This window comes from Streptomyces sp. NPDC056480 (genome assembly GCF_042795405.1).
Taxonomy (GTDB): domain Bacteria; phylum Actinomycetota; class Actinomycetes; order Streptomycetales; family Streptomycetaceae; genus Streptomyces.
On the sequence record NZ_JBHTSA010000069.1, the window covers coordinates 1 to 13,325 of the forward strand.

Consider the following 13,325-nt stretch of genomic DNA (forward strand, 5'->3'; position numbering starts at 1 on the left):
CCCGCCAGGAACGGCGGGGGCCCTCGGAGCGACCGGAACCGGTCGGGGTGTGTGCGCGGGTCAGCGCTTGCTGACGCCCACCAGGTCGCAGACGAAGATCAGCGTCTCGCCCGGGGCGATCTTGCCGCCGGCGCCGCGGTCGCCGTAGGCGAGGTGCGCGGGGATGACCAGCTGGCGGCGACCGCCGACCTTCATGCCCTGGACGCCCTGGTCCCAGCCCTGGATGACCTGACCGGCACCGAGGTGGAAGTCGAGCGGGGCGCCGCGGTTCCAGGAGGCGTCGAACTCCTCGCCGGAGTCGAAGGACACACCGACGTAGTGGACCTTCACGAAGTCACCGGCTTCGGCGAGGTCGCCATCGCCCTCCCAGATGTCCTTGATCTCCAGGTCCTTCGGCGGCTCGCCACCCGGGAAGTCGATCTCGGGCTTCTCGATGCTCACTGAACTGCTCCTCATGCTGATGAACTGCGTGATCGGGACAGTCTTACATCTTCGCCAGGATGTCCACGGCGAACACCAGCGTGGAGTTCTTCGGGATGCCCTGCTGCTCCTTGTCGCCGAACGCCTCGGACGGCGGGGCGACGATGAGGACGCGGCTGCCGACCGTCTTGCCGACGAGACCGTCCTTGAGGCCCTTCAGCGTGAGCTGCGACAGCGGGAAGTTCGCGGGCTTGCCCGAGGTGTACGTCGAGTCGAAGACCTTGCCGTCCTTCCACAGGGCGGCGACGTAGTTCACGACGACCGTGTCGGTGGCCGTCACGGCGTCGCCCTTGGCCTCGAGCACGTAGTTCGAGACGAGCTTCGTCGGCGGGTCGACCTTGGGGACCGTCAGCGTGGGGGCCTTGCCGTCGGTGTTCGTGCCGACCTTCGGCAGGTCCTTGTTGTCCTGGGCGACCGGGGTGCCGGTGGCGGACTTGGGGATCGTGATGGCCTTCAGGATGTCCACGACGAAGACGAGGGTGGCGTTCGGCTTGATGCTCGGCGGCGAACCCTTCTCGCCGTAGCCGAGCTCCGGCGGGATGCCGACCTCGATGCGACTGCCGACCTTCTGGCCTTCGAGGGCCTGCTCCCAGCCCTTGATGACCTGACCCTCGCCGAGCGTCACGCTGAAGGGCTCCCCGCGGTCGAAGCTGTTGTCGAAGGGGGTGGTGGAGTCCCAGGCCTGACCCAGGTAGTTCACCGAGAGGGCGTCGCCCTTCTTCGTCACCGCGCCCTTGCCCTCGCTGATGACGTTGACCTTGAGTTCCTTGGGCGGGTCGCCCTCGCCCTTGGCGAGGGTCGGCTTCTCGCCGAACTTGGCCCCCGCGGTGATGGCGGGCAGCCCGTTCGTCATCGAAGCGGAATCGGAGCCCTTGTCGTCGCTACCGCACGCCGCTGTGGAGAGCAGCAGCAGCGGGACGACGAGAAGGCCGGCAAGTCGGCGCACGTGTTCCTCAGATCTCAGACGGCACAGTAGTTGTCCCGACACTCTAGGGGACCCTCCTGTCACGTCGAGGGCCCCGCACGCCAAACGTGCGGGGCCCACATCACCGGTGCGACCGGCCTACATTCCGGCGATCAGCTTTTCGACGCGGTCGTCGACGGAGCGGAACGGGTCCTTGCACAACACCGTGCGCTGCGCCTGGTCGTTCAGCTTGAGGTGGACCCAGTCGACGGTGAAGTCCCGTCGCTGCTCCTGGGCGCGGCGGATGAAGTCGCCGCGGAGCCGGGCCCTGGTGGTCTGCGGGGGCACCGACTTGCCCTCGAAGATCTTCATGTCGTTGCAGATCCGGGCCGCCTGACCGTTCTTCTGCAGGAGGTAGTACAGCCCACGACGGCGGTGGATGTCGTGGTAGGCGAGGTCTATCTGCGCGACCCTCGGGTTCGACATGGTCATGTTGTGCTTGGCCCGGTAGCGCTCGATGAGCCGGTGCTTCATGACCCAGTCGATCTCGGTCTCGATCCTGTCGAGCCGCTCGCTCTCGATCGCGTCGAGCGTGCGGCCCCACAGCTCCAGGACCTGGGCGACGGTGCCGTTCCTGATCCCGCGGCGGTCGACGAAGTCGACGGCCTTCTCGTAGTACTCGCGCTGGACCTCCAGGGCGGAGGCCTCGCGGCCGCTGGCGAGCCGGACCTTGCGCTGCCCGGTGATGTCGTGGCTGACCTCGCGGATGGCCCGGATCGGGTTCTCCAGGGTCAGGTCGCGCATCACGGTGCCGGCCTCGATCATGCGGAGCACCAGGTCGGTGGCGCCGACCTTGAGCAGCATGGTCGTCTCGGACATGTTCGAGTCGCCGACGATGACGTGCAGCCGGCGGTAGCGCTCGGCGTCCGCGTGCGGCTCGTCACGCGTGTTGATGATGGGGCGGGAGCGGGTGGTCGCGGAGCTGACGCCCTCCCAGATGTGCTCGGCGCGCTGGGAGACGCAGAACACGGCTCCGCGGGGGGTCTGGAGGACCTTTCCCGCGCCGCAGATGAGCTGCCGGGTGACCAGGAACGGAATGAGGATGTCCGCGAGCCGGGAGAACTCTCCGTGGCGGGCGACGAGATAGTTCTCGTGGCAGCCGTAGGAGTTTCCGGCCGAGTCGGTGTTGTTCTTGAAGAGGTAGACGTCGCCCGCGATTCCCTCCTCGTGCAGGCGGCGTTCGGCGTCGACGAGCAGGCCCTCGAGAATGCGCTCACCGGCCTTGTCGTGGGTGACCAGTTCGGTCACGTTGTCGCATTCCGGTGTGGCGTATTCCGGATGCGATCCCACGTCGAGGTACAGGCGGGCGCCGTTCCGCAGGAAGACATTGCTGCTGCGGCCCCATGACACGACACGGCGGAAGAGGTAGCGCGCCACTTCGTCAGGAGACAGTCGGCGCTGTCCCCTGAACGTGCACGTGACGCCGTACTCGTTCTCCAGCCCGAAAATGCGGCGGTCCATGTCTGAACATTACGCCTGACGGCCTGTGCTGAAACCGGGTTGGACGTTCCCGTTTCGATCATTTTCCGATCAGTGCGTGTTCTTTTCCGTGTGTACGGAGGTGGGGGCGCCCGCACCGACGGCGTGTCGCGGCTCGGCCCCGGGGGTTTCGGGGGCCACGGGCACGTGGAGGACACGGCCGGTGGCGAGCAGGACCAGGAGGGCGGCCAGGCCGCCGGCCCCCGCGACGGCGAATCCGGCGACCGTCCCGGCGAGTTCGACGGCGGGGCCCGCCGCGGCCGAGCCGAGGGCCGAACCGACGCCGAAGGTGGTGACGAGCCAGGAGAAGGCCTCGGTGACCGTGCCGCGCGGCGCGTGCCGGTCCACGACGATGAACGCGCAGGCGAGGACGGGCGCCAGGAAGACGCCGGCGAGGGCCGCGAGGGCGGCCATGGCGACGGGACCGGGGGTGAGCACCAGCGGCAGGTAGCAGACGGCGAGGAGCAGCACGAGGACGCGGAGTCGCCGTTCGGGGGCTCCGGACCACTGCCGGGCGCCGTAGGTGACGCCGCCGACGAGCGCGCCGAGGCCGAGGGCGGCCATCAGCCAGCCGTAGACGGACGGGGTTCCCCGGTCGTCGGCGTACGCGACGGCGGCGACGGTGATGGAGCCGAGCGCGAGGCCGACGAAGAAGAACGACCCGAGGAGGGCGAGGAGGCCCGGGGAGCGCAGGGCGCCCAGCCAGTGGGCCTCCCGGGGCGCGGAGCGCCAGGTGCGGGAGGGCTCGGAGAGGACGACGGCGAGGGCGCCGAGGACGCCGAGGAGGTTGATGACCAGGAGGGCGGCGGCGGGCGACCAGAGGGAGACCAGGAGGGTCAGCAGCAGCGGGCCGACGGTGAACATGACCTCCTGCGCGACCGCGTCCATGGCGTAGGCGCGGTGGACCCGGTCCTCGCGGCCGAGGACGCTCGGCCACAGGGCCCGCAGTCCGCCCTCCAGCGGCGGCGTGAAGAGTCCGGCGACGACGACGGCCACGTAGGCGAGGCCGAGGTGGCCGATGCCGGTGAGGGCGAGCAGGGCCATGCCGAGGGCGGAGAGGACCGCGGCGGGGAGTTGGACCCGGGGCTGGCCCTTGAGGTCGACGGCGCGGCCGAGGAGGGGCTGGCCGACGGCGGTGGCGACGCCGTAGGCGGCGATGAGGCCGCCGGCCAGCGTGTAGCTGCCGCCCTGGTCGCGGACGAAGAGGGTGAGGGCGATGGGGCCGACGCCGTTGGGCAGGCGCCCCACGAGGGTGCCGGCGAGGAGCCGGGCCGCGTGCGGCGCCCGGAGTATGTCGAGATAGCCGCCTCGTGCCGGGGCCTCGGTGGCCATGTGGTCTCCCCTCGCCTCGGACCCCGCCGAGGTTTTACGTATAACTTCCGTGGTCATACGTACCATGTCGCCAGTGCGCGGGTCCACCCCGCGCCCAGTGACCGGTCCGTCGACCGCCCGACGCGGAGGCTTGTGTGCAGACCCCGGAGCCGCTCGGCGGCACCCGCCCCACCAGCCGGGACGTCGCGCGGATCGCGGGCGTCTCCCAGGCCACCGTCTCCCTCGTGCTCGGCGACAAGTGGCGCGGCCGTGTGTCGGAACGCACCGCCGAGGCGGTGCGCGGGGCCGCCCGGGAACTCGGCTACCGGCCCAACCTGGCCGCCCGCAACCTGCGTCTCGGCCGCACCCGCACCGCCATGCTCGTCGTCCCGGCCCTCACCAACGAGTTCTTCGCGCACGTCTACACGGGGGCGGCCGCCGCGGCGGCCCGGCACGGCTTCGGCGTGGTCCTCTACCCCTCCCCCGACGGCCTGGGTCCCGCGCGCGACCCCTTCGCCTCGGCGCAGGCCGCCCTCGACGGGGTGATCGCCTCCTCGATGGCGACCGGCGCCCTGGAGGCCTTCCGGGGCACCGACCTGCCGCTCGTCATGCTCGACAGCGACCCTGCCGACCCCGGGGCCGCCGCCCATGTGAACCTCGACGTCGCCGACGGCATGCGCCGGGTGACCGGCCATCTGCTCGCTCTCGGCCACCGCCGCTTCCTGCACCTGGCCTCCGCGGCCCCGTCCTGGACCTTCGACGTGCGGGCCGCCACCCTCGCCCACGCCCTGCGCGGCACGGAGGTGCGTACCGTGCGGTCACCGCTGAACGTCGCGGACGCGTGGGAGGTCGCGGGCCGGGCACTCGCCGCCCCCGGGCCCCGGCCCACGGCGGTGATCTGCGACGACGACATCCTCGCGGTCGGCGTCTGCAAGGCCGCGCGCCGGCTCGGGCTGCGGGTCCCCGAGGACCTGTCGGTGACCGGCTTCGACGACATGGCCCTGGCGACGGTGGTCGATCCTGAGCTCACCACCGTGCGGCTGCCCGCCGAGGAGTTCGGCCGGCGGGGCATGGAGGCCCTCCTGGCCGTCCTCGCGGGCGAACGGCCCCGGCCGGACACCCTTCCCGTCTCCCTGGTCCCCCGTGGCTCCTCGGGGCCCGCACCGGCCGTCTGAGGGCGGACGCGCCGGAGGGGCCCCGACCGCGCACCCGCGGACCGGGGCCCCTCCGGGCCGTGCCGACTACTCTTCGGGAGCCTCGTCCGAGGGCTCGTCCGTCTTCGCCACCGCCGCGTTGTCCGCCTCCAGGAGACGGGACAGCTGACGGCCGACGATCCGCTTGAACTTGCGCTGCTGCGGCCGCGTACGGTCCAGGACCGCCACCTCGAGGCGCTCCGCGGGGATCTCCCGCTCGCTGCCGTTGGTGTCCCGCGAGAGCGCCTGTACGGCCAGCCTCAGGGCCTCGGCCAGGGACATGCCGTCCCGGTGCCGCTGGTCCAGGAAGGAGCCGATCTGCTCGGCGTTCCCGCCGACCGCGACCGAGCCGTGCTCGTCCACGATCGAGCCGTCGTGCGGCAGCCGGTAGATCTGGTCGCCGGACGGCTCGGTGCCGACCTCGGCGACGACCAGCTCCACCTCGTACGGCTTCTCCCCCGCGCTGGAGAAGATCGTGCCGAGGGTCTGGGCGTAGACGTTGGCCAGGCCGCGCGCGGTGACGTCGTCCCGGTCGTAGGTGTAGCCCCGCAGGTCGGCGTAGCGGACGCCGCCGATGCGGAGGTTCTCGTACTCGTTGTACTTGCCGGCGGCCGCGAAGCCGATCCGGTCGTAGATCTCGCTGAACTTGTGCAGCGCGCGGGACGGGTTCTCACCGACGAAGACGATCCCGTCGGTGTACTGGAGGACGACAAGGCTGCGGCCTCGGGCGATGCCCTTGCGGGCGTACTCCGCCCGGTCGGCCATGGCCTGCTGGGGTGAGACGTAGAACGGAGTGGACACCGGCGGTCCGTCCCTTTCTTCTGGGCTTCAGTCGGGCGACGAGTGGTCAGAGCAGGGCGGCGCGGGGCCCGTCGGGCTCCTCGAGACGCCGCTCGGTGACCGACCGGGCCAGTGCGGAGGACTCGTCCTCCGTGAGCCTGCGGTAGCCCTCGTCCGTGATGACCGTGACGATCGGGAAGATCCGGCGTGCCATGTCCGGGCCCCCGGTCGCCGAGTCGTCGTCCGCCGCGTCGTAGAGCGCCTGCACGACCAGCGTGGTGGCCTGCTGCTCGGTCAGGTCGGCGCGGTAGAGCTTCTTCATCGAGCCGCGCGCGAAGATCGAGCCGGAGCCGGTGGCGGCGTACCCGTGCTCCTCGGAGCGGCCGCCGGTCACGTCGTAGGAGAAGATCCGGCCCTTCTCCTTGCCCTCGTCCCAGCCCGCGAAGAGCGGCACGACGGCGAGCCCCTGCATGGCCATGCCCAGGTTGCCCCGGATCATGGTGGAGAGGCGGTTCGCCTTGCCCTCCAGGGAGAGCGTGACGCCCTCCACCTTCTCGAAGTGCTCCAGCTCCAGCTGGAACAGCTTGACCATCTCCACGGCGAGGCCGGCGGTGCCGGCGATGCCCACGGCGGAGTACTCGTCGGCAGGGAAGACCTTCTCGATGTCCCGCTGCGCGATCATGTTGCCCATGGTGGCCCGCCGGTCACCGGCGAGCACGACCCCGCCGGGGAACGTGGCCGCCACGATGGTCGTCCCGTGCGGGGCCTCGACGACCCCCTCGGGGAGCCTCCGCCCGCCCGGCAGCATCTCCGGCGAGTGGTCCGCCAGGAAGTCGAGGAACGAGGACGAGCCCGGCGTCAGGAAGGCCGCCGGCAGACGCCCGGTGCTACGAGGGTTGGCTTCCACGCGATTCCTTCCGGGTGGGAGAGTCGGCCCGCCGTGGGAAGCGCCGGCCGATCTTGCTTGCTGTGCACGGACCTTACCCGTGCCACCGCTTGTCATCCGTCCCCGGGCCCGCGGCTTTCGCCGGGGCTCCGGGGACGGGGACGACAGACGCGCCGAGCGGCTACTCGCCGCCCTTCTGCACAAAGGACCGAACGAAGTCCTCGGCATTCTCCTCGAGGACGTCGTCGATCTCGTCCAGGACGGAGTCCACGTCGTCGCTCAGCTTCTCCTGGCGCTCCTGGAGGTCGGAGCTCGCCTCCGTGGTGGTCTCCTCGACCTCCTCCGTGGAACGCGTCGCCTTCTGCTGTCCGCCGCCGGTGTCCTTGGTCGCCATATCCCTCACCCCGCTCGAATCGGCCCGCTCGGTTGGGTCCGTACAAGATCAGACCCTATAGGGCGGGTCCGACTTCGGCCCCGCAGTTTCGACAACGCCCGGGCACTGTTTCCATGATTCCCAGTGCCGGGGCATTTCAGGCCCCCGCGGGGCCTCGGATCAGCCGCCGGACAGGACCCGCACCAGTTCCTCGGCGGTCCTGCAGCGGTCGAGGAGGGACTTCACGTGGGCCTTGGTGCCGCGCAGCGGCTCCAGGGTGGGGACGCGCTGGAGGGAGTCGCGGCCGGGCAGGTCGAAGATCACCGAGTCCCAGGAGGCCGCCGCGACGTCGTCGGCGTACTGCTCGAGGCACCGGCCCCGGAAGTAGGCCCGGGTGTCCTCCGGAGGCGCCGTCTCGGCCCGCTCCACCTCGGTCTCGTCCAGGAGCCGCTTCATCCGCCCGCGGGCCGCCAGACGGTTGTAGAGGCCCTTCTCCGGGCGTACGTCCGCGTACTGGAGGTCGACCAGGTGCAGCCGGGCGGCGTCCCAGTCCAGGCCGTCCCGGCGCCGGTAGCCCTCCATGAGCTCCCGCTTGGCGATCCAGTCGAGCTCGCCGGCCAGGCTCATGGGGTCGTTCTCGAGCCGGTTGAGCGTGTCCTCCCAGCGGATCAGGACGTCCTTGGTCTGCTCGTCGGCGTCCGCGCCGTACCGCTCCTCCACGTACTTCCTGGCCAGCTCGAAGTACTCCATCTGGAGCTGCACCGCGGTGAGTGTCCGGCCGCTGCGCAGCGTGACCAGGTACTGGAGGGTCGGGTCGTGCGAGACCTGGTGGAGGGTCCGTACCGGCTGGTCGACGGCGAGGTCCACGGTGATGAACCCGTCCTCGATCATCGAGAGGACCAGGGCGGTGGTGCCCAGCTTGAGGTAGGTCGAGATCTCCGAGAGGTTCGCGTCGCCGATGATCACGTGCAGACGGCGGTACCTCTCGGCGTCGGCGTGCGGCTCGTCCCGGGTGTTGATGATGGGCCGCTTGAGGGTGGTCTCCAGGCCGACCTCGACCTCGAAGTAGTCGGCGCGCTGGCTGATCTGGAAGCCGTTCTTCCGGCCGTCCTGGCCGATGCCGACCCGCCCCGCTCCGGTCACGACCTGGCGGGAGACGAAGAAGGGCGTCAGATGGCGCACGATGTCCGAGAAGGGGGTCTCCCGCTTCATCAGGTAGTTCTCGTGCGTGCCGTAGGAGGCGCCCTTGTTGTCGGTGTTGTTCTTGTAGAGGTGAATCGGCTGGGCCCCGGGAAGCTGCGCGGCCCGCTCGGCGGCCTCCGCCATGATCCGCTCGCCGGCCTTGTCCCAGCGGACGGCGTCGAGCGGGTTGGTGACCTCGGGCGAGCTGTACTCGGGGTGGGCGTGGTCCACGTAGAGGCGGGCCCCGTTGGTGAGGATCACGTTGGCCAGGCCGATGTCCTCGTCGGTGAGCTGGCTGGAGTCGGCGGCCTCGCGGGCGAGGTCGAAGCCGCGGGCGTCCCGCAGCGGGTTCTCCTCCTCGAAGTCCCAGCGGGCGCGGCGCGCCCGGTGCATCGCCGCCGCGTAGGCGTTGACGATCTGGGACGAGGTGAGCATGGCATTGGCGTTCGGGTGTCCCGGGACGGAGATCCCGTACTCCGTCTCGATGCCCATTACTCGCCGTACGGTCATGCGGCCCTCCTTGCCCGGCGGCGCTCACTGTGCGCGACTCGGCGGTACCGATGAGCCTAGAGCGGCTCCGCGCTGGTGGGGAGATGAGTTGCGTATTTCCCTGTGATGCCGGGGGAAATGCTGGATGGAATGCGTCGGCTGCGGATGCCCGGTTTCCGGACATCCGCAGCCGGAGGCGTTTTACAGGTACTGACCGGTATTGGCCACCGTGTCGATGGAGCGCCCGGTGTCCGCGCCCTGCTTTCCGGTGACGAGGGTGCGGATGAACACGATCCGCTCGCCCTTCTTTCCGGAGATCCGGGCCCAGTCGTCGGGGTTGGTGGTGTTGGGCAGGTCCTCGTTCTCCTTGAACTCGTCCACGCACGCCTGGAGGAGGTGGGAGACCCGGATGCCCTTCTGGTTGTGGTCGAGGAAGGCCTTGATGGCCATCTTCTTGGCCCGGTCGACGATGTTCTGGATCATCGCGCCGGAGTTGAAGTCCTTGAAGTAGAGGACTTCCTTGTCTCCGTTGGCGTACGTGACTTCGAGGAAGCGGTTCTCCTCGGATTCGGCGTACATCTGCTCGACGACGGACTGGATCATTCCGTGGGCCGCCGCCGCCTTGGATCCGCTGTGCTCGGAGATGTCGTCCGAGTGGAGCGGCAGGGTGGCGGTGAGGTACTTGGCGAAGATGTCCTTCGCGGCCTCGGCGTCCGGACGCTCGATCTTGATCTTGACGTCGAGCCGGCCGGGTCGCAGGATCGCGGGGTCGATCATGTCCTCGCGGTTGGAGGCGCCGATGACGATGACGTTCTCCAGGCCCTCCACACCGTCGATCTCGGCGAGCAGCTGGGGGACGATGGTGTTCTCCACGTCCGAGCTGACACCGGATCCGCGGGTGCGGAAGAGGGATTCCATCTCGTCGAAGAAGACGATGACGGGGGTGCCCTCGCTCGCCTTCTCCCGGGCACGCTGGAAGACGAGGCGGATGTGCCGCTCGGTCTCACCGACGTACTTGTTGAGGAGCTCGGGGCCCTTGATGTTGAGGAAGTAGGACTTCCCCGCGGGCTGGCCGGTCACCTCGGCCACCTTCTTGGCCAGGGAGTTGGCCACGGCCTTCGCGATCAGCGTCTTGCCGCAGCCGGGCGGGCCGTAGAGCAGGATGCCCTTGGGCGGCCGCAGTTCGTGCTCCTTGAAGAGGTCCGGGTAGAGGTAGGGGAGCTCGACCGCGTCCCTGATCAGCTCGATCTGGTTGCCCAGGCCGCCGATCTTGGTGTAGTCGACGTCCGGGACCTCTTCGAGAACGAGCTCTTCGACCTCGCTCTTGGGGACCACTTCGTACACGTAGCCGGACCTGGAGTCGAGCAGCAGGGCGTCGCCGGGGCGGATGGTGACGTCCAGCAGAGGCTCGGCGAGCCTCACCACCCGTTCCTCGTCGGTGTGCCCGACCACCAGGGCGCGCTCGCCGTCCTCGAGGATCTCCTTGAGGGTGACGATGTCCCCGGCGCGCTCGAACTCCATGGCCTCGACCACGTTGAGCGCTTCGTTGAGCATGACTTCCTGGCCGCGCTTGAGCTCTTCGAGCTCGATGCTCGGGCTGACGTTCACCCGGAGCTTGCGGCCCCCGGTGAAGATGTCGCACGTGCCGTCCTCGTTGGCCTGCAGGAAGACACCGAAGCCGGCCGGCGGCTGCGCGAGCCGGTCGACTTCCTCCTTGAGGGCCACGATCTGGTCGCGGGCCTCACGGAGCGTGCTCGCCAGTCGTTCGTTCTGCGCGGACACGCCGGCCAGGCTGGTCTGCAGCTCGACGATCCGCTCTTCGAGAATCCTCGTGTGTCGCGGAGAGTCGGCGAGCTTGCGGCGCAGGACGGCGATTTCCTGCTCGAGATAGGCAACCTGACCGGCGGGGTCTTCAGACCCCCGCCCCGGCCGGATGCCGCGGTTGATGTCGTCGTCGTGGGCTGCCACGGTCCTCACCTCCTCCAAGGGGAGCTGGACGCTTCCTGACCCTACCTGCGTGGGTGGTGATTGAAACCCCTAGATCAAAAAGACTCCGAGGTGTGTCCGATCTTCACCCTTGCGCTTCCCCTGTCGACAGGGGAATACCCACCCTTCGCAGGTTGAAAGCGGGCGGTTGTATCGTCGTCATGGGTCAACACCCGTCAGAGGCGGCCCGACTTACCCGCGAGAAGCGACACGAGAAGCAGAAACGGCAGGAGATATGACCGTGCAGCACGAGGTTCCGTCCACGGGCGCAGCAGAGGCGCTGGAGGTCTGGATCGACCAGGACCTGTGCACCGGGGACGGGATCTGCGCGCAGTACGCTCCCGAGGTCTTCGAGCTGGACATCGACGGGCTCGCTTATGTGAAGAGCGCCGACGACGAGCTCCTCCAGGACACCGGTGCGACGACGCCGGTTCCGCTGACGCTGCTCCAGGACGTGGTGGACTCGGCGAAGGAGTGCCCGGGCGACTGCATCCATGTGCGCCGGGTCGCGGACAAGGTCGAGGTGTACGGCCCCGACGCGGAGTGACGGGTCAGGCGCTGCGCGCTTCGGCCTGTCCGGTGCGCACGAAGGCGCCGCCCTTCCAGTGCCAGCTGACCTGCTCCTTCTCGTCGGGGCAGCAGCTGGGGACGTCGGGGGACGAGTAGCCGAGCAGGGTGGCGTGCACCGCTCCGTCGCGTACGGAGAAGTCGGTGACGCTCTTGAGGAGCTCGGGTGCGACGAGGGTGGCCACCACGCGCGCGGGTGCGCCGGCCTCCTTGCCGCGGGTGAGGACGTAGACGCCGCTGGGCGGCGTGCCGGAGCCCGCTTCGCAGTGCACGACCGCAACGGTCTCGGGGTTCCCGTCTCCGTCGAGGTCTCCGGAGGCGCGCTTGGCGACCTTGTGGGGTGCTCCCGCGCAGTCGAGGGGGTAGGCGGCGCCGGCGGCCTCGGGGGCCGGTGCGGGGCTCGGTGCCGTGGCGGGGGTCGCGGTGGCTCCGGCGGGGCCGGGCTGGAGCAGGCCCGCGAGGGCGACGACCGCGGCGGTCGCGGTGGCGGTGGCGAGCCAGTGGGCCGGCCGGGCGTGGGTGTGTGCGAGGTCCGCGAGGTCCGGGGCGGCGGAGGGCTGCACGCGAGACGTCTCCTGTGGGGGTGGTGCGGGAGTTTCCGGCATCGTGCCACACGTCACAGGGGTACGGAACCGTCGGGGTCGGTCTCGTGGGAGGCCGGGTGCCGGCCGAACATGAGGACGCCGCCGTCGAGTTCCCCGCGGTCGGCGGGAACTCGGCGGCGGCGCGCCGTGGGTGTCGGGACGTCAGCCCTTGTTGGGGCCTTCGTAGTCCTCGCCGTAGGCGCCCTTGGCGGGGCGGCGGCGGCGCATCGGGGGCTCGACGCCGTCCGCGAGGCGGCGGGCGGTGACGAGGAAGCCGGTGTGGCCGATCATGCGGTGATCGGGGCGGACGGCGAGGCCCTCGACGTGCCAGTTGCGGATCATGGATTCCCAGGGCTGCGGCTCGGCGTAGCAGCCGAACTCGCGGATGGACTCCACGGTGCGGGCGAGCTGGGTGGTGGTCGCCACGTAGCAGCAGAGGATGCCGCCGGGGACGAGTGCCTTGGAGACGGCCTCCAGGCACTCCCAGGGGGCGAGCATGTCCAGGATGACGCGGTCGACGTCGGTGTCGGACAGGTTGTCCTGGAGGTCGCCGACGGTCAGCTGCCACGCGGGGTGGGGGCCGCCGAAGTAGCGTTCGACGTTGCCCTTCGCGATCTCGGCGAAGTCCTCGCGGCGCTCGTAGGAGTGCAGCATGCCGCTGTCTCCGATGGCGCGCAGGAGGAAGCTGCTCAGCGAGCCCGAGCCCACTCCCGCTTCCACGACGCGGGCGCCGGGGAAGATGTCGGCGAAGGCCAGGATCTGCCCCGCGTCCTTGGGGTAGACCACGGCGGCGCCGCGGGGCATGGACAGGACGTAGTCGGGGAGCAGGGGGCGCAGCGCGAGGTAGGCGACGTTTCCGGTGGTGCGGACAACGCTGCCCTCGGGGGCGCCGATCAGTTCGTCGTGCGGGAAAGAACCCTTGTGGGTGTGGAAGTTCTTTCCCTCTTCGAGCGTGAACGTGTAGTGACGGCCCTTGGGGTCGGTCAGCTGAACCTGGTCCCCGACCTTGAAGGGCCCGCGTCGGCGGGCGGCACCGGTCGGTTCGGACATG

The 13,325-nt window shown here is 69.9% G+C and carries 13 protein-coding genes; 2 read left to right on the plus strand and 11 right to left on the minus strand.

Going from position 1 to position 13,325, the window contains the following annotated elements; all coding sequences use genetic code 11:
* Positions 1 to 60 precede the first annotated feature (60 nt).
* The 4 genes from ACFQ79_RS26370 to ACFQ79_RS26385 form a co-directional block, all read right to left on the minus strand.
* Entirely contained in the window at positions 61 to 441 is a 381-nt protein-coding gene (locus tag ACFQ79_RS26370; protein ID WP_383587792.1) for an FKBP-type peptidyl-prolyl cis-trans isomerase, read from the minus strand.
* A 43-nt stretch (positions 442 to 484) separates the two neighbouring features.
* A complete protein-coding gene (locus ACFQ79_RS26375; RefSeq protein WP_383587795.1) occupies positions 485 to 1,426 on the minus strand; it encodes an FKBP-type peptidyl-prolyl cis-trans isomerase in 942 nt (313 codons plus the stop codon).
* 117 nt (positions 1,427 to 1,543) lie between these two features.
* The gene (gene pafA, locus ACFQ79_RS26380; RefSeq protein ID WP_055598404.1) at positions 1,544 to 2,905 is read right to left on the minus strand and encodes a Pup--protein ligase; all 1,362 of its coding nucleotides are present in this window, start codon (positions 2,903 to 2,905) and stop codon (positions 1,544 to 1,546) included.
* Between the two features lie 69 nt (positions 2,906 to 2,974).
* Positions 2,975 to 4,255, minus strand: a complete 1,281-nt coding sequence (locus ACFQ79_RS26385) for an MFS transporter (RefSeq protein ID WP_383587798.1) — start codon at positions 4,253 to 4,255, stop codon at positions 2,975 to 2,977.
* Between the two features lie 134 nt (positions 4,256 to 4,389).
* Here ACFQ79_RS26385 and ACFQ79_RS26390 point away from each other — a divergent pair, with 134 nt between their 5' ends.
* Positions 4,390 to 5,409 carry a LacI family DNA-binding transcriptional regulator gene (locus ACFQ79_RS26390; RefSeq protein ID WP_383587801.1) on the plus strand — a complete coding sequence of 340 codons (1,020 nt, stop codon included), beginning with the start codon at positions 4,390 to 4,392 and terminating at the stop codon, positions 5,407 to 5,409.
* Positions 5,410 to 5,475: 66 nt separating this feature from the next.
* Here ACFQ79_RS26390 and prcA read toward each other — a convergent pair whose 3' ends face one another.
* The 5 genes from prcA to arc form a co-directional block, all read right to left on the minus strand.
* Entirely contained in the window at positions 5,476 to 6,228 is a 753-nt protein-coding gene (gene prcA, locus ACFQ79_RS26395) for a proteasome subunit alpha (protein ID WP_055598407.1), read from the minus strand.
* A 46-nt stretch (positions 6,229 to 6,274) separates the two neighbouring features.
* Positions 6,275 to 7,114 carry a proteasome subunit beta gene (gene prcB, locus ACFQ79_RS26400; RefSeq protein WP_383587804.1) on the minus strand — a complete coding sequence of 280 codons (840 nt, stop codon included), beginning with the start codon at positions 7,112 to 7,114 and terminating at the stop codon, positions 6,275 to 6,277.
* Between the two features lie 160 nt (positions 7,115 to 7,274).
* A complete protein-coding gene (locus ACFQ79_RS26405; protein ID WP_030315996.1) occupies positions 7,275 to 7,487 on the minus strand; it encodes a ubiquitin-like protein Pup in 213 nt (70 codons plus the stop codon).
* Positions 7,488 to 7,646: 159 nt separating this feature from the next.
* Positions 7,647 to 9,158, minus strand: coding sequence for a depupylase/deamidase Dop (dop, locus tag ACFQ79_RS26410; RefSeq protein ID WP_383587807.1), 1,512 nt, complete (start codon positions 9,156 to 9,158; stop codon positions 7,647 to 7,649).
* Between the two features lie 180 nt (positions 9,159 to 9,338).
* Positions 9,339 to 11,105 carry a proteasome ATPase gene (arc, locus tag ACFQ79_RS26415; RefSeq protein WP_383587810.1) on the minus strand — a complete coding sequence of 589 codons (1,767 nt, stop codon included), beginning with the start codon at positions 11,103 to 11,105 and terminating at the stop codon, positions 9,339 to 9,341.
* Positions 11,106 to 11,358: 253 nt separating this feature from the next.
* Between arc and ACFQ79_RS26420 the strand changes: the two genes are divergently transcribed.
* Entirely contained in the window at positions 11,359 to 11,670 is a 312-nt protein-coding gene (locus tag ACFQ79_RS26420) for a ferredoxin (RefSeq protein WP_383587813.1), read from the plus strand.
* 4 nt (positions 11,671 to 11,674) lie between these two features.
* On the opposite strand, the gene ACFQ79_RS26425 is transcribed toward ACFQ79_RS26420, so the two are convergent.
* The gene (locus ACFQ79_RS26425; RefSeq protein ID WP_383587816.1) at positions 11,675 to 12,295 is read right to left on the minus strand and encodes a hypothetical protein; all 621 of its coding nucleotides are present in this window, start codon (positions 12,293 to 12,295) and stop codon (positions 11,675 to 11,677) included.
* Between the two features lie 141 nt (positions 12,296 to 12,436).
* On the minus strand, positions 12,437 to 13,324 hold the full coding sequence (locus ACFQ79_RS26430) for a tRNA (adenine-N1)-methyltransferase (protein ID WP_015032448.1): 888 nt from the start codon (positions 13,322 to 13,324) through the stop codon (positions 12,437 to 12,439).
* Between the last annotated feature and the right edge of the window lies 1 nt (position 13,325).